The organism is Pseudomonas sp. 10C3 (assembly GCF_036346185.1).
Lineage (GTDB): Bacteria > Pseudomonadota > Gammaproteobacteria > Pseudomonadales > Pseudomonadaceae > Aquipseudomonas.
In genome coordinates this window covers 252641-271748 of record NZ_JASJVE010000003.1, presented here as the reverse complement: position 1 = coordinate 271748, position 19108 = coordinate 252641, and the positions used below count along the sequence as shown (strand labels likewise).

At 60.0% G+C, this 19108-nt stretch carries 16 protein-coding genes; 15 read left to right on the top strand and 1 reads right to left on the bottom strand.

The window, feature by feature from the left end:
* Positions 1-50 precede the first annotated feature (50 nt).
* The 4 genes from QN399_RS04575 to accC all read left to right on the top strand — a co-directional run bounded on the left by QN399_RS04575 (position 51) and on the right by accC (position 4261).
* Positions 51-1838 (top strand): protein-disulfide reductase DsbD, encoded by a 1788-nt coding sequence (locus tag QN399_RS04575; protein WP_330200614.1) that lies wholly within the window; start codon positions 51-53, stop codon positions 1836-1838.
* A gap of 126 nt (positions 1839-1964) precedes the next feature.
* On the top strand, positions 1965-2420 hold the full coding sequence (gene aroQ / locus QN399_RS04570; protein ID WP_322177652.1) for a type II 3-dehydroquinate dehydratase: 456 nt from the start codon (positions 1965-1967) through the stop codon (positions 2418-2420).
* A gap of 24 nt (positions 2421-2444) precedes the next feature.
* The gene (gene accB, locus QN399_RS04565; RefSeq protein ID WP_219062523.1) at positions 2445-2900 is read left to right on the top strand and encodes an acetyl-CoA carboxylase biotin carboxyl carrier protein; all 456 of its coding nucleotides are present in this window, start codon (positions 2445-2447) and stop codon (positions 2898-2900) included.
* Positions 2901-2917: 17 nt separating this feature from the next.
* On the top strand, positions 2918-4261 hold the full coding sequence (accC, locus tag QN399_RS04560) for an acetyl-CoA carboxylase biotin carboxylase subunit (RefSeq protein ID WP_322177651.1): 1344 nt from the start codon (positions 2918-2920) through the stop codon (positions 4259-4261).
* A gap of 75 nt (positions 4262-4336) precedes the next feature.
* On the opposite strand, the gene QN399_RS04555 is transcribed toward accC, so the two are convergent.
* Entirely contained in the window at positions 4337-6235 is a 1899-nt protein-coding gene (locus QN399_RS04555) for a sigma-54-dependent Fis family transcriptional regulator (protein WP_330200613.1), read from the bottom strand.
* Positions 6236-6514: 279 nt separating this feature from the next.
* Here QN399_RS04555 and QN399_RS04550 point away from each other — a divergent pair, with 279 nt between their 5' ends.
* The 11 genes from QN399_RS04550 to purD all read left to right on the top strand — a co-directional run bounded on the left by QN399_RS04550 (position 6515) and on the right by purD (position 19085).
* Positions 6515-7573 (top strand): NAD(+)/NADH kinase, encoded by a 1059-nt coding sequence (locus QN399_RS04550; protein WP_330200612.1) that lies wholly within the window; start codon positions 6515-6517, stop codon positions 7571-7573.
* Positions 7574-7595: 22 nt separating this feature from the next.
* Positions 7596-8573, top strand: a complete 978-nt coding sequence (locus tag QN399_RS04545; RefSeq protein ID WP_330200611.1) for a thiamine pyrophosphate-dependent dehydrogenase E1 component subunit alpha — start codon at positions 7596-7598, stop codon at positions 8571-8573.
* A gap of 35 nt (positions 8574-8608) precedes the next feature.
* Positions 8609-9628: an alpha-ketoacid dehydrogenase subunit beta gene (locus tag QN399_RS04540; RefSeq protein ID WP_219062518.1), complete on the top strand. Its 1020-nt coding sequence runs from the start codon at positions 8609-8611 to the stop codon at positions 9626-9628.
* On the top strand, positions 9625-10731 hold the full coding sequence (locus tag QN399_RS04535) for an acetoin dehydrogenase dihydrolipoyllysine-residue acetyltransferase subunit (protein WP_330200610.1): 1107 nt from the start codon (positions 9625-9627) through the stop codon (positions 10729-10731). The genes QN399_RS04540 and QN399_RS04535 overlap by 4 nt, the downstream gene beginning before the upstream one ends.
* Before the next feature lie 96 nt (positions 10732-10827).
* The gene (locus QN399_RS04530; protein ID WP_322278493.1) at positions 10828-11892 is read left to right on the top strand and encodes a 2,3-butanediol dehydrogenase; all 1065 of its coding nucleotides are present in this window, start codon (positions 10828-10830) and stop codon (positions 11890-11892) included.
* A gap of 156 nt (positions 11893-12048) precedes the next feature.
* Positions 12049-12927, top strand: a complete 879-nt coding sequence (gene prmA / locus QN399_RS04525) for a 50S ribosomal protein L11 methyltransferase (protein ID WP_322177646.1) — start codon at positions 12049-12051, stop codon at positions 12925-12927.
* Positions 12928-12981: 54 nt separating this feature from the next.
* Entirely contained in the window at positions 12982-14301 is a 1320-nt protein-coding gene (locus tag QN399_RS04520; protein ID WP_330200609.1) for a DUF3426 domain-containing protein, read from the top strand.
* A gap of 364 nt (positions 14302-14665) precedes the next feature.
* Positions 14666-15679, top strand: coding sequence for a tRNA dihydrouridine synthase DusB (dusB, locus tag QN399_RS04515; protein WP_322177644.1), 1014 nt, complete (start codon positions 14666-14668; stop codon positions 15677-15679).
* Positions 15676-15996: a DNA-binding transcriptional regulator Fis gene (fis, locus tag QN399_RS04510; RefSeq protein WP_007907419.1), complete on the top strand. Its 321-nt coding sequence runs from the start codon at positions 15676-15678 to the stop codon at positions 15994-15996. The genes dusB and fis overlap by 4 nt, the downstream gene beginning before the upstream one ends.
* Positions 15997-16075: 79 nt before the next feature.
* Complete coding sequence (gene purH, locus QN399_RS04505; protein ID WP_330200608.1) at positions 16076-17683, top strand: bifunctional phosphoribosylaminoimidazolecarboxamide formyltransferase/IMP cyclohydrolase; 1608 nt, start codon at positions 16076-16078, stop codon at positions 17681-17683.
* Positions 17684-17789: 106 nt separating this feature from the next.
* On the top strand, positions 17790-19085 hold the full coding sequence (gene purD / locus QN399_RS04500; protein ID WP_322177642.1) for a phosphoribosylamine--glycine ligase: 1296 nt from the start codon (positions 17790-17792) through the stop codon (positions 19083-19085).
* Positions 19086-19108: the final 23 nt, after the last annotated feature.

The following is a 19108-nucleotide window of genomic DNA, read 5'->3' as shown; positions in this document are numbered from 1 at the left end:
ACAGGGAGCAGTCCGCTATCATGCGCGGACTTTCGACATGCGAGACCGCTATGCGCCGCCTGCTCTGCCTGATGTTATTGATCCTCGCCCTGCCCGCCTCGGGTGCCAGCCTCCTGGACAATCGCCCCAGCACCACACTAGGCACAGCATCGCTAAACAACAGCGCTGACTTCCTGCCGGTCCGCGAAGCATTTCGCCTGAGCCTGATCGAAACCACACCGCAATCGATCAAATTGCGTTTCGTCGCCAGCGAAGGCTATTACCTATACCGCCATCGCTTTCAGTTCCGCACCGAGCCTGCCGATATAGGCCTGGGCGCCGCGCAGCTGCCTCAGGGCGAGCAAAAACACGACGAGTACTTTGGCGACGTAGAGGTCTATCACGGCATTCTCGATGTCGACCTGCCACGCAAACCCGGCGACAACCGACCGTTCACCCTGGCCGTCACCTATCAAGGCTGTGCCGACAAGGGTCTGTGCTATCCGCCTGAAACCGAGCGCCTGGACATCGGCGACGTTGCGGCCGCAAGTACAGGCTTGTCTGCCACACCACCAACCAAGGGCACCTGGGGCTGGAAGGAACTGGCGCTGTTTTTCCTTGCGGGTATCGGCCTGACATTCACCCCGTGCGTACTGCCTATGCTACCGATCCTGTCCGGCGTGGTCCTACGCGGGCAGGTCGGCGGGTTGCGCGGTTTCAGCTTGTCGCTGGCGTATGTGCTCCCGATGGCCATCTGTTTTTCCCTGCTCGGGGCGTTGATGGGCATGTTCGGCGCAGAGCTGAACTTACAGGCGCGCCTGCAATCAGCCTGGGTGCTGGTACCTTTTTCGCTGTTCTTCATGATTTTCGCTGCGGCGATGTTTGGTCTGTTCGAACTGCGTCTCCCGCACTTCATCAGCTTTCACCTGCACCGGGTTGCGGGACGCACTGAAGGCGGCTCGTTATGGGGCGCTGCAGTCCTCGGCGTGGTCTCCAGCCTGCTGGTTTCGCCGTGTGTCTCGGCGCCCCTGGCAGGCGCGCTGCTTTATATCAGCGCCAGCGGCGATGCGCTGGGTGGGGCCTTGAAGCTGTTTGCGCTGGGACTCGGCATGGGCACGCCCTTGCTGCTGGTCGCCACGGGCGGCGCGGCATGGCTGCCTAAAAGCGGCGAGTGGCTGATCTCGGTAAAAAACATTATCGGTGTCTTGCTGCTGGCCGTGGCCATCGGCCTGCTCAGCCGGGTCATCCCAGGCGAGATCACCCTGCTCCTGCTGGGCTTGCTGGGGGCCGGCGTTGCCCTGTTTCTTGGCGCACTGGAGTTCACCTACAAGTCCGGTCCACAACGCCTTAATCAGTTGCTTGGCCTGTTTTTGCTGGTCTACGCAGTGGCCTGCTGGTACGGCGCACTGAGCGGCCAGACCGATCCTTTGCGTCCGCTGGGCCGACCACAAGCGGCATTGATGGCCAATGAAGCCGTGGCACCCACCAGCCCATGGCAGACCATCAGCACCACGGCCGAACTGGACCGCGCCCTGATCGACGCAAAAAATGCCGGTCAACCGTTGCTGCTGGACTGGTACGCCGACTGGTGCATCAGCTGCAAAGTCATCGAACATGACGTACTGCCCGATCCCCGCGTGACGAGCAAGCTGACCGGTTATCGCCTGATTCGTTTCGACATGACCGACAGCAACGCAGAACAACGCGCCCTGCTCGACCGCTACAAGCTGTTCGGCCCGCCTGCGCTGCTGTTCTTCGGCAAAAAGGGCACGGAGCTTGCGGATCTTCGGGTGGTCGGCGAAATCAATGCGACAGCCTTCGCGGCACGCATCGCCAGGGCAAATGACCAAATTCAATAAACGAGTCACAAACTTCGCGCGAACATCGGTCATCGTGCTGGCTATTGCAGTTAACTGGACAGTACGCAGGGGTTTACGGCATAGTCGCTGCGCATCGATGCTCGCATACACAATAAGGAACAACAGATGGCGACCTTACTGGTTCTCCACGGACCTAACCTGAACCTGCTCGGCACACGCGAACCGGGCCTCTACGGCGCGGTGACCTTGGCGCAGATCAATCAGGATCTGGAAAAACAGGCCCGAGACCGTGGCCATCATCTGATGTACCTGCAAAGTAATGCCGAGTATGAACTGATCGATCGCATTCACGCCGCACGCGATGAAGGCGTGGACTTCATTGTGATCAATCCAGCAGCTTTTACGCACACCAGCGTCGCATTACGTGACGCGCTGCTGGCCGTGAGCATCCCATTCATCGAAGTGCATCTCTCTAACGTGCACAAACGCGAACCTTTCCGCCATCACTCTTACTTCTCGGATGTAGCGGTGGGAGTGATCTGCGGCCTTGGCGCCAGCGGTTACCGACTGGCCCTGGAGGCCGCCCTGGAACAGCTTGAACAACAAGCTATACGCCCCTGACCGACCCTTGGGAGTTGATGATTAATGGATATCCGTAAAGTTAAGAAACTGATCGAACTGCTGGAAGAATCCGGCATCGACGAGCTCGAGATCCGTGAAGGTGAAGAGTCCGTACGCATCAGCCGTCACAGCAAAACCCCTGCTCAGCAGTACTACGCACCTGCTCCAATGGCTGCGCCGGTTGCACCTGTTGCTGCCGCGCCCGTTGCCGTTGTTGCAGAAGCACCTGCCGCACCAAAACTCAACGGCACGATCGCTCGTTCGCCGATGGTCGGTACGTTCTACCGCACGCCTGCTCCGACTTCGCCAGCTTTTGTCGAAATCGGCCAGACCGTGAAGAAGGGCGACATCATTTGCATCGTTGAAGCGATGAAAATGATGAACCACATCGAAGCTGAAACCAGCGGTGTGATCGAATCCATCCTGGTAGAAAACGGTCAGCCGGTTGAGTACGACCAGCCGCTGTTCACCATCGTTTGAACCACGGAGAGCCTGCGATGTTGGAAAAAGTTCTGATCGCCAACCGCGGCGAAATCGCCCTGCGCATCTTGCGTGCCTGTAAAGAACTGGGCATCAAGACCGTCGCCGTACACTCAACGGCAGACCGCGAGTTGATGCACCTGGGCCTGGCAGACGAAACCGTCTGCATTGGTCCTGGACCTGCCAACCTGTCGTATCTGAACGTTCCAGCCATCATCTCGGCTGCCGAACTGACAGGCGCCACGGCGATTCACCCGGGTTACGGCTTCCTTGCGGAAAACGCCGACTTCGCCGAACAGGTGGAGAAATCCGGTTTCGCCTTTATTGGTCCTACCGCCGAAACCATCCGCCTGATGGGCGACAAGGTTTCTGCCAAGGACGCCATGAAGCGTGCTGGCGTGCCAACGGTTCCAGGTTCTGACGGCCCACTGCCCGAAGACGAAGAAACCGCGCTGCGCATCGGTCGCGAAGTCGGTTACCCCGTGATCATCAAAGCCGCTGGCGGCGGTGGTGGTCGTGGTATGCGCGAAGTGCACCGCGAAGAAGACCTGATCGAAGCGGCGAAGCAGACCCGTGCCGAAGCGGCAGCCTGGTTCAGCAACCCGATGGTCTATCTGGAAAAGTTCCTGACCAACCCACGTCACGTGGAAGTTCAGGTGCTGTCCGATGGCCAGGGTCACGCGATCCACTTGGGCGACCGTGATTGCTCGCTGCAACGTCGGCACCAGAAGGTGCTTGAAGAAGCACCGGCACCGGGCATCGACGAAAAGGCTCGCCAGGAAGTTCTAGCGCGTTGCGTCAAGGCCTGCATCGACATCGGTTACCGTGGTGCCGGCACGTTCGAGTTCCTTTACGAGGACGGCAACTTCTACTTCATCGAGATGAACACTCGGGTTCAAGTAGAGCATCCGGTATCGGAAATGGTCACCGGCATCGACATCGTCAAGGAGATGCTCAGCATCGCCGCCGGCAACAAACTCTCGTATACCCAGGATGACGTAGTCATTCGCGGGCATGCACTGGAGTGCCGGATCAATGCCGAAGACCCGAAAACGTTCATTCCGAGCCCTGGACTGGTCAAGCATTTCCATGCGCCGGGCGGTAATGGCGTACGGGTCGACTCCCACCTTTACAGTGGCTACAAAGTACCGCCGAACTACGACTCGTTGATCGGCAAGCTGATCACGTGGGGCGCAACCCGTGACGAAGCCATGGCGCGCATGCGCAATGCGCTGGACGAGATTGTGGTAGACGGGATCAAAACCAACATCCCGCTGCACCGTGACCTGGTTCGTGATGAAGGCTTCTGCAAAGGCGGAGTCAACATCCACTACCTGGAACACAAATTGGCTAACGAATAACGGTCTCCGTTACTCGAGCCACTCGCAGCACCTGAAAAAGACCCTCGCCTCGCGGCAAGGGTCTTTTTTTTGGCCCTAAATGCGCCTTTTACCCGGCATCTCGATACCGTGCAGGTTTACCCGCCGGTACAACGTCGCCCGCGATATCCCCAGTGATCGGGCGGCATCACCGGGTTTCCAGCGATGACGGATGAGCGCATCCAGTAATAGCTGACGTTGCGGACTGACGCGTTCTTCAACCGAATGAGTCAACGAACGCTCGGTGCCAGGTGCCCCACGGACATCTTCCGGCAGGTCACTCAACTGGACAGTCATGCCTGCGGACACCGCACAGGCGTAACGCAAGACATAGCGCAATTGGCGGACATTGCCCGGCCACGCGTAGCTGAGCAGGCATTCCAGTGCCGACGCACTCAAACCCGCCCGCCCGCCGCACAAACGCGCTTCTTCTTCGAACAGTCGATTGAGTAACACCAGGCGGTCGCTGCGCTCGCGTAAAGGCGGCAACTGGAATCGCGCACCGCTGAGGCGGAAATATAAATCCTCACGAAAACTACCGTCCGCCACCATCGCCGCAAGATTGCGGTGTGTCGCACAGATCACTTGAATATCCACCGTTTGCCGCCGCGCACCGCCCAAGGGGGCGACCTCGCCTTCGGCCATGACCCGCAGCAGACGGGTCTGCAAACTCAAGGGCATGTCGCCGATCTCATCAAGGAACAACGTGCCACCGTCAGCCTGCTGCAACAGCCCGCGCATGCCCTTGCTCGACGCCCCCGTGAACGCACCGGCGACGTAGCCGAACAACTCGCTCTCGATCAGGCTTTCCGGAATAGCCGCACAGTTGAGGGCGACAAACGGCCCGCTGCGCCTGGCGCTGATGTCATGCAACTGCCGGGCAAACACCTCTTTGCCTGAGCCGGTCTCACCCTGAATCAGGACCGGCAAGTTGCAATCCTTGACCCGCACCGCCAACTGCAAGCTCTGGGCAATGCGCGGATCGAGTTGGGTGGCGGCGCTTTCCTCTGTCGGCACGGCTCGCATCGGGTGCTGCCTGCGGGGCGCGCTGAGTCGCACATGCAATTCGCCGTCATCGCCTCCCCAGCGCAGCAGTTGCGGCGTTTCATCCGTTACCGCCTGCAAGGCATCAGGGCCGAACACCTCGTTGATGTGCTCTGGCAAGCGACCAAAACGCTGACGCAAAGCCTGTCGCGCCATGCTGTTGAGGGCCAACAAGCGGCCGTCGTTATCCAGCGCCAACAGGTAATCGGGCTGACTGTCGACATACCCCGGCGCGCTGTGCGCACGTAACAACCAATGCCCCTGAGCGCTGTGCATGAAGAACGCGTTTTCTATAACGCGGGCACTCTGCACGACCATCTGCCGGATCAAATGCTGACTGCGCCGATCATCCGGCGATTGCAGCGCCGAAACGTCCAGCACGCCGAGCAGCTCACCTTGGGGATCGAACACCGGCGCCGCAGAACAGGTCAACCCGATGAAGGCCGCCCGAAAGTGATCACGTTTATGAACCGTCACCGGCGCCTTGCCCGTGAGCACGGCGGCAACCCCGCAGGTCCCTTCCTCGCCTTCCGACCAGCAGGTTCCCAGGTATAAACCGGCCTTGCGGCAATCGTTGCGGATGCCCGACTCGACCCGATAGTCGATGGTCTGGCCCTGCGCGTCGGTCAGCAGCACACAATAATCGGCTTCGCGAACCCGTCCGTGTAGCCTCGCGACTTCCTCGCCGGCAATTCGCAGGAACAGGTCGGCACGCTCGCGGCATTCCTTGAGGACAGTGTGAGAAAGGATGCGCGGACCTTGCTGCGAGGCAGGGTCCAAATGGTATTGGTCCATCGAGCGTCGCCAGGAATCGAGAATCAAGTCCGGGACGGGGGCTTGTCGCAGGCGACCGGCATGCCTCAGCACGCGGCTGACGCAGTCCACATGAGCTTTGGAGTGTGCGGCAAACATGGCCTGTCCACCTCTGGGCGTATTGTTGTTATGCGCGTTATTAAGCGCCGTTTGCCTACCCACGACAACCCTTCCTGCGAGCGAGCCGTCGTTGAGACGGAGCGTCTCAGCGTCTCGCTCAAACCCCCGGTCATCTGCAACCACGCGTCTCGCCCAGCCCCTCCGCCAGGCACTCGACGCTGTTGCACGAAGCGCTCTGCACCGGCCCTCTGCGGCCATATCAACCGGGTTGGCACCGGCCTTGCTCTGACACAGACAAACAATAATCAGAGGTGTGCCATGACTGAACCCGCGCTGACCGTGGGGATCATCGCCAACCCGGCGTCGGGTCGCGATGTGCGCCGCCTGACGGCCAATGCTGGCGTTTATTCGAGTACCGAGAAGGCCTCCGTGGTCCAGCGTCTGCTCGGCGCTTTCGGCGCCACCGGCATCCAGCACGTCTTGCTGGCGCCCGACATGACAGGCATCGCCGCCGCTGTGCTCAAAGCCAGCCAGGGACGTAACGCTCGTGAAAGCCACTGGCCACGCCTGACCTTTCTCGACATGCCCTTGCGCCAGACCGTCGAAGACACACGTCTGGCCGCACGAATGATGGCCGAACAAGGGGTCGCACTGATCGCAGTGTTGGGCGGCGACGGGACGCACAAGGCGGTTGCCGCCGAAGTCGGTGACATTCCCCTGCTGACACTCTCGACCGGGACTAACAACGCCTTCCCTGAACTGCGTGAATCCACCAGTGCCGGGCTGGCCGGTGGGCTCTGCGCAAGCGGACGTATTCCTTCCGGGGTTGGCCTGCGGCGCAACAAGCGTTTGCTGGTTCGCGAGCACGCCCGGGGCATTTGTGAATGGGCGCTGGTCGATGTCGCCGTCTCGTCGCAACCTTTCATCGGAGCCCGTGCGATCTGCCGCGCCGAAGACCTGGCGGAAGTTTTCGTGACGTTTGCCGAGCCCCATGCCATTGGCCTTTCGGCACTCTGCGGGCTGTGGTGTCCAGTTTCGCGCCAATCACCGCTGGGCGCCTGGGTCCGCCTGAACCCCAACGCCGACGATGCCGTTCTGGTGCCGCTGGCGCCAGGTTTGCTCCAGGGCTGCGCCGTCAGTGCCTGCGGCTCGATGCAACCTGGGGTGGCTTATTCGCCGAGTCTGCTCAATGGCACCCTGGCCCTGGACGGCGAGCGTGAAATCGAGTTCAGCGCCAACGACCACCCCACCGTCACCCTCGACCCTTACGGCCCGATCAGCATTGATGTCGAAGCCGTTTTGGCCTACGCCGCGCTCCATCGCCTGCTGGCGATAGGTCGCGAGCACCCGCAACACCCCGCAAACCTTCCGTGTTGAGACAACCCAGGAGAACAACAAGATGTCCACTCACCTGTCCCATGAGCAACTGTTGCACGCCTACAAAGTGATGCGCACGATCCGCGTCTTCGAAGAGCGCCTGCACGTCGAATTCGCCACTGGCGAGATCCCTGGCTTCGTCCACCTGTATGCCGGCGAAGAAGCCTCGGCCGCTGGCGTCATGGCCCACCTTACCGACGATGACTGCATTTCTTCCACCCACCGCGGCCATGGCCATTGCATCGCCAAGGGGGTCGATGTGTACGGCATGATGGCCGAGATCTACGGCAAGAAAACCGGGGTCTGCGGCGGCAAGGGCGGTTCGATGCACATCGCCGACCTGGAGAAAGGCATGCTCGGCGCCAACGGCATCGTCGGCGCCGGCGCACCCTTGGCTGCCGGTGCCGCCCTGGCCGCCAAGCTCAAAGGCACGCAGGGTGTTGCGGTGGCCTTCTTTGGCGATGGCGGTTCAAACGAGGGGGCGGTTTTCGAAGCCATGAACCTCGCGTCGATCTGGAACCTGCCCTGCCTGTTCATCGCCGAAAACAACGGTTACGCCGAGGCCACGGCGTCTGTGTGGTCGGTCGCCAGTGACCATATCGCCGACCGCGCAGCCGGTTTCGGCATGCCCGGCGTGACGGTAGACGGCTTCGACTTCTTCGCGGTCCACGAAGCTGCGGGTGCCGCTGTCGCTCGCGCCCGAGCCGGCGAAGGGCCGTCGCTGATCGAGATGAAACTCACCCGCTACTACGGCCACTTCGAAGGTGATGCACAAACCTACCGCGCGCCCGACGAGATCAAGAACTTTCGCGACACCCGTGACTGTCTCATGCAGTTCCGCGAACGCAGCCTGAATGCCGGGCTGCTGAAAGTCGCTCAACTCGACCAGATCGATCTAGACGTCGAGCACCTGATCGAAGACGCCGTACGCCGGGCCAAATCCGACCCTAAACCCCAGGCAAGCGACCTGCTGACCGACGTGTACGTGTCCTATCCCTGAGCCGACCTCAAAACAAGAACAACAGGAGAATTATCATGGCGAGAAAAATAAGCTATCAGCAGGCGATCAACGAAGCGCTTGCCCAGGAAATGCGCCGCGACCCCACCGTATTCATCATGGGTGAAGACGTCGCTGGCGGCGCAGGCGCACCCGGCGAGCAGGATGCCTGGGGCGGCGTGCTCGGCGTCACCAAGGGTCTCTATCACCAGTTTCCTGGGCGGGTTCTGGATACGCCGCTGTCCGAATTGGGGTATGTCGGTGCCGCCATAGGCGCCGCCACTCAAGGGGTTCGCCCCGTGTGCGAACTGATGTTCGTTGATTTCGCGGGCTGCTGTCTGGATCAGATCCTCAACCAGGCGGCTAAATTTCGCTACATGTTCGGTGGTAAGGCCGTCACCCCGGTGGTAATCCGCACCATGTATGGCGCCGGCTTGAGGGCCGCCGCCCAGCACTCGCAAATGCTCACCTCCCTGTGGACCCACATCCCCGGCCTGAAAGTGGTGTGCCCGTCCTCGCCCTATGACGCCAAGGGCTTGCTGATCCAGGCCATTCGCGACAACGACCCGGTGATTTTCTGCGAGCACAAAATGCTTTACAGCATGCAGGGTGAAGTCCCGGAAGAGCTGTATACCGTGCCGTTTGGCGAAGCCAATTTCTTGCGCGAGGGCGATGACGTAACCCTCGTGACCTACGGTCGCATGGTCCATTTGGCGCTGGAGGCAGCAAACAACCTCGCACGCCAGGGCATTGCCTGTGAAGTTCTGGACTTGCGTACCACCAGCCCGCTGGACCTGGACAGCATCCTCGAAAGTGTAGAAAAAACCGGGCGTCTGGTGGTGATCGACGAAGCCAACCCACGCTGTTCGATGGCCACCGACATCTCGGCACTGGTCGCTCAGAAAGCGTTTTTCGCCCTCAAAGCACCGATTGAAATGGTCACCGCGCCGCACACCCCTGTGCCTTTCTCCGACGCGCTGGAGGACCTGTACATCCCTACCGCGGCGAAAATCGAGGCGGCCGTGCATAAAATTTGCGAAGGGAGGAAGGTTGCATGAGCCAGATTCATACGCTAACCATGCCTAAATGGGGCCTGTCGATGACCGAAGGGCGCGTCGACACGTGGCTCAAGGAGGAAGGCGAGCGCATAGAGAAAGGCGATCAGGTGCTCGATGTCGAAACCGACAAAATTTCCAGCAGCGTCGAAACCCCTTTTTCTGGCGTGTTGCGGCGCCGGATAGCGCAACAGGATGAAACCCTGTCCGTGGGCGCCCTGCTCGCCATCGTTGTCGAGGGGGATGCCAGTGATGCAGAGGTCGACGCGGTGATCGAACGCTTCCAGGCCGAGTTCGTGCCCGGTGGCGATGCTGCAGAAGACAGCGGTCCAGCGCCGCAGAAAATCCAGCTCGAGGGCCGCACGCTACGCTTCTTCGACCGTGGCGAAGGCACCAGTCCGCTGGTGTTGATTCACGGTTTCGGCGGAGATTTAAACAACTGGCTGTTCAACCACGACGCACTGGCTGCCGGGCGCCGCGTTATCGCACTCGATCTGCCGGGGCATGGCGAGTCGGGCAAAACCCTGCAACGCGGCGACTTGGATGAACTGAGCCAGACCGTCCTGAGCTTGCTCGATCATCTGGACATAGAGTCCGCACACTTGGCCGGCCATTCGATGGGTGGCGCCGTCGCACTCAACGCCGCCCGCCTTGCACCGAATCGAGTCCGCTCACTGACCTTGATCGCCAGCGCTGGCTTGGGCTCGCAGATCAATGGCGAGTATTTGCAGGGCTTTATCGACGCCGCCAACCGCAACGCCTTGAAGCCACAACTAGTGCAGCTGTTTTCCGACCCGGCGCTGGTGAATCGGCAAATGCTTGAAGACATGCTCAAGTTCAAACGCCTGGAAGGGGTCGACGCAGCCCTGCGCCTGCTGACCACCCAATTGTTTGCTGGCGGACAGCAGCACAGCGACCTGCGGTCAGTCGTCGCGCAGCAGCCGAGCCTGGTGATTTGGGGCGCCAACGACGCCATCATCCCTGCCGCTCATGCTCAAGGGCTCAGTGCACAGGTCGAGGTGTTGGCGGGTCAAGGCCACATGGTGCAGATGGAAGCGGCGGAGCAGGTCAACCGCCTGATTCTCGGCTTCCTGCAGGGCCAATAAATCAGTGGCTCTGGCCTGCCCGACGCTCGCTGGAGCTTCCACACTGTTGTGAGGAGATAACACACGATGAGCACTGCATTGAAAAGCACCGCCAGCATGCGCGCAGCGGTCTGGCATGGACGCCACGATATCCGCGTAGAAGACGTGCCGCTGCCCTCCGACCCGCCTGCCGACTGGGTACAGATTCGCGTGGACTGGTGTGGCATCTGCGGTTCGGACCTGCATGAATACGTCGCCGGACCAGTGTTCATTCCGGTAGACGCTCCGCACCCGATGACCGGCATTCAGGGCCAATGCATTCTGGGCCATGAGTTCTGCGGCGAAATCATCAAACTCGGCGCCAACGTCCAGGGTTTTGCCGTGGGTGACCTGATCACCGCTGACGCCTGCCAGCATTGCGGCACCTGTTATTACTGCACCCATGGCCTCTACAACATCTGTGAACGACTGGCGTTTACCGGCCTGATGAACAATGGCGCCTTCGCTGAGTGGGTCAATGTGCCTGCCAACCTTTTGTACAAATTGCCGGCAGGTTTCCCTAAAGAGGCCGGTGCGCTGATCGAGCCACTGGCGGTGGGCATGCATGCCGTCAAGAAGGCAGGCAGCCTGCACGGGCAAACCGTGGTGGTCGTGGGCGCTGGCACCATTGGCCTGTGCACCATCATGTGCGCCAAAGCGGCCGGTGCCGCACAGGTTATTGCCCTGGAAATGTCGTCGGCGCGCAAGGCCAAGGCACTCGAAGTCGGCGCCAACCGGGTCTTCGATCCTTCCGAGTGCGACGCGCTTGCCGAAATTCGCGCGGCCACCCATGGCTTGGGCGCCGATGTGAGCTTCGAATGCATCGGCAATAAACACACGGCCAAGCTCGCCATCGATGTGATCCGCAAAGCCGGCAAATGCGTGCTGGTGGGTATTTTCGAGGAGCCCAGCCAATTCAATTTCTTCGACTTGGTGTCCACCGAAAAACAGGTCATGGGCTCTTTGGCCTACAACGGCGAGTTCGCCGATGTGATCGCCCTTATCGCCGACGGCAGCCTGGACATCACGCCGCTGGTCACCGGACGGATTGGCCTGGAGGACATTGTCAGTCGCGGGTTCGAGGAACTGGTCAACAACAAGGAACACAACGTCAAAATCATTGTGTCGCCCAGCCCTATCTGATCTGTCATGTCAGAAAGAGCCTGTCTTGGGCTCTTCCCCTCAAAGCCGCCTAGCCGCGGCTTTGTTGTTTTTTGCCCTTCCCCTTCGCGCTCAAGTAAACTTGCGCGCTTCTCGCAGCCGCTGGCTGCACATCGTCATTTTTCAAAGGTGCCCGCCATGCCTTGGCTGCAAGTCCGTCTCGCCATCAGCCCAGAACAAGCCGAAACCTACGAAGACGCTTTTCTTGAAGTAGGCGCCGTGTCCGTAACCTTCATGGACGCCGAAGATCAGCCGATTTTCGAGCCGGAACTCAACACTACGCCGCTGTGGTCGCATACCCACTTGCTGGCGCTGTTCGAAGCCGACACCGATGCCGATCAGGTGCTGGCCCACCTGCAATTGCTCACCGGTGCAGAATTGCCGGAACACATGAGCGAAGTCATCGAAGACCAGGACTGGGAACGCAGCTGGATGGACAACTTCCATCCCATGCGTTTTGGTCAGCGCCTGTGGATCGTCCCGAGCTGGCACGCGGCACCCGAGCCGGATGCGGTCAACCTGCTGCTCGATCCAGGCCTGGCCTTCGGCACCGGCACGCACCCCACTACCGCGCTGTGCCTGGAATGGCTCGACGGTCAGGACCTGAAAGACTGCAGCGTGCTGGACTTCGGCTGCGGCTCGGGGATTCTGGCGATTGCGGCGTTGTTGCTGGGCGCCAAACAAGCCGTCGGCACCGACATTGACTACCAGGCGCTGGATGCCTCGCGCGACAACGCAGACCGCAACGCTATCGCCCCCGAGCGTTTCACCCTGTACCTGCCGGAAGACCTGCCGCAAGAAAAAGCCGACGTGTTGGTCGCCAATATCCTGGCCGGCCCCTTGGTGTCGTTGGCACCAACCCTGGCAAGTCTGGTCAAAACCGGTGGTCGCCTGGCGTTATCGGGCATCCTCGCTGAGCAAGGCGAAGAAGTGGCCGCGGCTTACGCCGACACGTTCGACCTGGACCCCATCGCCAATCGTGATGGCTGGGTCCGTATCACAGGTCGTCGCCGTTAACCGCTATTTGAAACCATGGACTAAGATGAGCGCCTGCCTAAACCGGATAGCCGCATGACCGACAGTTTCGTTACTCAGTGTCCGCACTGCCAGACCAGTTTCCGCGTCAGCCACGCCCAATTGAGCGTGGCCCGGGGCGTGGTCCGGTGCGGCTCCTGCCTGCAGGTCTTCAATGCGGCAAAACAACTGCTCGAACAACGGTCAGGCAAGTCGCCCGCAGAAACGCAAGCGCCTCTTCCCGCCTCTCCCATCATCCCGCCCGAGCCTGTGGTCGTACCCACTGAAGAACCAGTCAAGCCTGCCCCTCAGTGGAAGGCCAGCGCAATTGAGCTCGACAGCCTTGATCTGGACGACCTCGACTTGGACGAAGAGCTCGCCAGACTTGAGCAACGGGAAATCCAGCTGCCTGAAACGTTCGGGCGCGAAGGCCACTCCAGGCATGACGACTCGGCACTGAGCGCACGTCGCGACAGCGCCAATATAGAAAACGAGCAGTGGGTCGACAGCCTGCTCAACGACGATGCACCAGAACACCTCCACGTTGAAGCCAGCGCCGCGCCCAAAACGAACGAAGCGTCCGAACCGACTTCACACCATCGTACCGAGCCTTCGTTGTCACTCGACAGCGCAGCACTGGACGACGAACCCGAGGCGCAGGGACCACGCCTGAGCGAAAGCCAGAGCCCTCCTCCGCCCAAAGAAAACCCCGGAAGTTGGTCGGCCATCGACGGCGACGAACCGGACACCCTCGACGAATCGCATGAGCGTCAGGAGCCAAGACTCAAACTCGGTCGCAGTGAACCCGGTTTGTACGATGAAGGGACGCGAGACAAGCCACTCCTCGATCTGACCGACGACCCACTGCAACTCGACTGGCAGAAACCCAAGCCGCGCTGGGGCCGACGCTTTTTCTGGGGATTGCTGATTGTGCTTGCGAGCGTCGCATTGGCCGGTCAATACATCTGGTATCACTTCGACGAGCTGGCGCGCCAGGATCAATACCGCCCATGGTTCCAGCAGATCTGTCCGCAGATCGGTTGCACCGTACCGTCAAAAGTTGATATCAAGCTGCTCAAGAGCAGCAATCTGGTGGTGCGCAGCCATCCCGAGTTCAAGGGCGCACTGGTGGTTGACGCAATCATCTATAACCGGGCGTCCTTTTCTCAGCCGTTTCCGCTGCTGGAGTTGCGATTCGCCGATCCCAATGGCCAGTTGATCGCCAGTCGTCGATTCAAACCCAGCGAATACCTGAGCGGCGAGATGGCCGGTAAAGCTGAAATGCCACCGCAAACGCCGATTCATATCGCACTGGACATCCTCGATCCAGGGACCAAAGCCGTGAATTACAGCTTGAGCTTCCGCTCACCCGAGTGAGCGCGCGCGGACCGGAGAGCCCAGCCTGCCAGCAGCGCTCCGGTAAAAAAGGCTGATAGCCTCAAGCTTGAGCATGAAGCGCTCACCCTTCCGGGATTGACGGCGTTTTTATGACGTCGTGGCAGAAAACCGAACCGTCAACGACAAGAAAATAACTGTTCAGATTTTATCCAATTCAGCCTTTATCCAGTCATCGAGAGCGGGTATCATGCCAACCCTTTTTCACACTCTGAGTTCGGTCTGAAAAGTCGCGCAAGCACTTAACGGACAGAACCCGAGCAGGCCCGTGTGGAACCGTTGCGTGCCAGGCCCGCAGTCGTTTCCACATGACATGCATTGATTCGGCCCCACAACAGGCACACCTATGTCGGCGGTACGTATCGGCCCCTATACATTGCAAAACGGCTTGATTCTCGCCCCGATGGCCGGGGTCACGGACCAGCCTTTTCGTCAGCTCTGCCGTCAACTCGGTGCGGGGCTGGTGGTTTCGGAAATGGTCACCAGTGACATGAGCCTGTGGAACAGTCGCAAATCGCGCCTGCGCATGATCCACGAAGGTGATCCCGAGCCACGCTCGGTACAGATCGCCGGCGGTGACCCGCAGATGCTGGCGGATGCAGCACGCGCCAATGTCGAAATGGGCGCACAGATTATTGATATCAACATGGGTTGTCCGGCAAAAAAAGTCTGCAACAAGGCTGCCGGCTCTGCGTTATTGAAAGACGAACACCTAGTGAGCGAGATCCTGCAGGCCGTAGTGGCTGCAGTCGATGTACCGGTCACCTTGAAGATTCGTACCGGCTGGGACCGGGCGAACAAAAATGGTCTGACCGTGGCGAAAATCGCCGAGCAGGCGGGAATAATGGCGCTGGCGGTACATGGCCGCACCCGGGCAGACCTGTACACCGGCGAAGCCGAATACGACACCATTGCCGAAATCAAACAGGCAGTGTCGATCCCGGTCTTCGCCAATGGCGATATCGATTCACCGGCAAAAGCCCGGTACGTGCTACAGGCGACCGGTGCAGACGGGTTGTTGATTGGTCGGGCCGCCCAAGGGCGCCCATGGATTTTTCGCGAGATAGAACACTACCTGCGCACCGGCGAGACATTACCGGCGCTGCAGTTGAGTGAGGTGGAACGCATCCTGCTTGAGCATCTGGCGGCGCTGCACACTTTCTATGGCGATGTGCTGGGCGTGCGTATTGCGCGCAAGCATGTCGGCTGGTATCTCGCAACCTTGCCGGGCGCCAGGGAGTTTCGCGCCCACTTCAATCGTTTGGAAGATACGGAAGCACAGTGCGCCAACGTTCGCGACTTTTTCAGCGAGCGTTACAAGAGCCCGGAAACAAGGGACGAAGAAGAGGTGGCCGCATGACGATGATGACCGAGACTTTAGTGAGTGGAACAACACCCGTGAGCGACAACGTCAATTTGAAACAGCACCTCAACACCCCGAGCGAAGAGGGTCAAACCCTGCGCGGGAGTGTCGAGAAAGCGCTGCACAATTATTTCGCCCACCTGGAAGGCGCTGCCGTCACGGATGTGTACAACCTCGTGCTGTCGGAAGTCGAGGCGCCATTGCTCGAATGCGTGATGAACTACGTCAAGGGTAACCAGACCAAAGCGTCCGAATTACTGGGCCTCAATCGCGGCACCCTGCGCAAGAAACTCAAGCAGTACGATCTGCTGTAAGCATTTAAAACAGAAGAGGCGACCCACCTCATTGGGTCGCCTTTTTTTGCTGACTCCTTTGCTTTAGATGGGAATTGAAATGACCGACCAGACTACCCGCCTGCCAATCCGCCGCGCGTTGATCAGCGTCTCCGACAAGACCGGGATTCTCGAATTCGCGCGCGGGCTTACCGCTCTGGGCGTCGAGATCCTCTCCACCGGCGGCACCTTCAAGCTGCTCAAGGACAATGGTATTGCTGCGGTAGAAGTCGCTGATTACACCGGCTTCGCAGAAATGATGGATGGCCGGGTCAAAACCCTGCACCCGAAAATCCACGGCGGCATCCTTGGCCGTCGCGGTATCGACGACGCCATCATGAGCGAGCACGGGATCAAGCCGATCGATCTGGTTGCGGTCAACCTTTACCCGTTCGAAGCGACCATCGCCAAGCCAGGTTGTGACCTGCCGACCGCTATCGAGAACATCGATATCGGCGGCCCGACCATGGTTCGCTCGGCAGCCAAAAACCACAAAGACGTGGCCATCGTGGTCAACGCCAGCGACTACAGCCACGTGCTGGAAAGCCTCAAGGCCGGTGGCCTGACGTACGCCCAGCGTTTCGATCTGATGCTCAAGGCATTCGAGCATACTGCCGCCTACGACGGCATGATCGCCAACTACCTGGGCAGCATCGACCAGAGCGCCGAAACCCTCAGCACTGAAGGCCGTAGCGCCTTCCCGCGTACGTTCAACAGCCAGTTCATCAAGGCTCAAGAAATGCGCTATGGCGAGAACCCGCATCAGAGCGCGGCGTTCTACGTGGAAGCCCACCCTGCCGAAGTAAGCATCGCCACGGCGACCCAGTTACAAGGCAAGGAACTGTCCTTCAACAACGTGGCCGACACCGATGCCGCGCTGGAATGCGTGAAAAGCTTCGTCAAGCCTGCCTGTGTCATCGTCAAACACGCCAACCCGTGCGGCGTCGCGGTCAGCCCGGACGACGAAGGCGGCATTCGCCAGGCGTATGAACTGGCCTATGCCACCGACACCGAATCGGCTTTCGGCGGCATCATCGCCTTCAACCGCGAGCTGGATGCTGAAACAGCCAAGGCCATTATCGATCGTCAGTTCGTCGAAGTGATCATCGCGCCAAGCGTAACGGCCGAAGCAAAAGCCATTATAGCCACCAAGGCCAACGTTCGCCTGCTGACTACCGGGCAATGGGCTGCCGAGCGCATGCCCGCCTGGGACTTCAAACGCGTCAATGGCGGGTTGCTGGTGCAGAGCCGCGACATCGGCATGATCGGCAGCGACGACCTGAAAGTCGTGACCCAGCGCGCGCCGACCGAACAGGAAATCCACGACCTGATCTTCGCCTGGAAAGTCGCCAAATACGTGAAGTCCAACGCCATCGTCTACGCCAAGAATCGTCAGACCATCGGCGTCGGCGCTGGCCAGATGAGCCGCGTAAACTCTGCACGCATCGCCGCGATCAAAGCTGAACACGCTGGCCTGCAAGTACAGGGCGCGGTCATGGCATCGGATGCGTTTTTCCCGTTCCGTGACGGCATCGACAACGCAGCCAAGGCTGGGATCACTGCCGTCATCCAGCCAGGTGGCTCGATGCGCGACAACGAAGTGATCGCCGCAGCCGATGAAGCCGGGATTGCGATGGTGTTCACCGGCATGCGCCATTTCCGCCACTAACTTGGCAGCGGCCGCACTGAAGCAGGTATGTGCTTCAGTGCGACCTCCTACGGCGAAAAGCGCTTTAGGTTCTAAAACAGAATTCAGCGTCATCGAGGTTTTTGAAATGAATGTTTTGATCATTGGCAGCGGTGGCCGTGAACACGCCCTGGCGTGGAAAGTCGCACAGGACCCGCGTGTCGTGAAAGTTTTCGTGGCACCGGGCAATGCCGGGACCGCGACTGAAGCCAAGTGCGAAAACGTCGCCATCGACGTGCTGGCCCTTGAGCAGCTTGCAGATTTTGCACAAAAGAACGTGTCCCTGACCATCGTTGGCCCGGAAGTGCCACTGGTCGCGGGCGTCGTAGATCTGTTCCGTGCCCGTGGCCTGGACTGCTTCGGTCCGACCGCAGGTGCCGCGCAGCTGGAAGGTTCGAAAGCCTTCACCAAAGATTTCCTCGCCCGCCACAAGATCCCGACAGCGGATTATGAGACCTTCACCGAGGTCGAGCCTGCGTTGGCTTATCTGCAAAAAACCGGCGCACCGATCGTGATCAAGGCAGACGGCCTGGCGGCAGGCAAAGGCGTCATTGTTGCCATGACGCTGACTGAAGCCGAAGACGCTGTGCGCGACATGCTCGCTGGCAACGCGTTTGGCGAAGCCGGTTCGCGGGTAGTCATCGAAGAGTTCCTCGATGGCGAAGAGGCCAGCTTTATTGTGATGGTCGACGGCAAGAACGTATTGCCAATGGCCACCAGTCAGGATCACAAGCGCGTCGGCGACGGCGACAGCGGCCCGAATACCGGTGGCATGGGTGCTTACTCCCCGGCCCCGGTGGTGACTGCACAGGTCCACCAACGTGTCATGGACCTGGTCATATGGCCGACTGTCCGGGGCATGGCTGAGGAAGGCAACGTTTACACCGGTTTCCTCTATGCTGGGCTGATGATCGACAAAGCAGGCAATCCGAAGGTCATCGAATTCAATTGCCGCTTTGGCGATCCGGAAACCCAACCGGTGATGTTGCGCCTGCAATCGAGCCTGGTGCTACTGATCGAGGCCGCTCTGGCGCAAGCGCTGGACAAAGTTGAAGCTCAGTGGGACCCGCGTCCGAGTCTGGGCGTCGTGCTGGCCGCCGGCGGATACCCAGGCGATTACGCCAAAGATGCCGTGATAAAAGGTCTGGACGCTGCAGCGGGTTTGCCTGGCAAAGTATTCCACGCAGGTACAGCATTGAAGGATGGTCAAGTCGTGACGTCCGGCGGGCGTGTCCTGTGTGCCACCGCGCTAGGTGAAAGCGTAGCGAGCGCCCAGGAGCACGCTTACCGACTGGCGGCTGAAATTGATTGGGAAGGTTGTTTCTATCGCAACGACATTGGCTACCGTGCCATTGCTCGCGAGCGTGGTGAAGACCTGGAATAAGGCTAGACGGCCAGCCAGGCAGG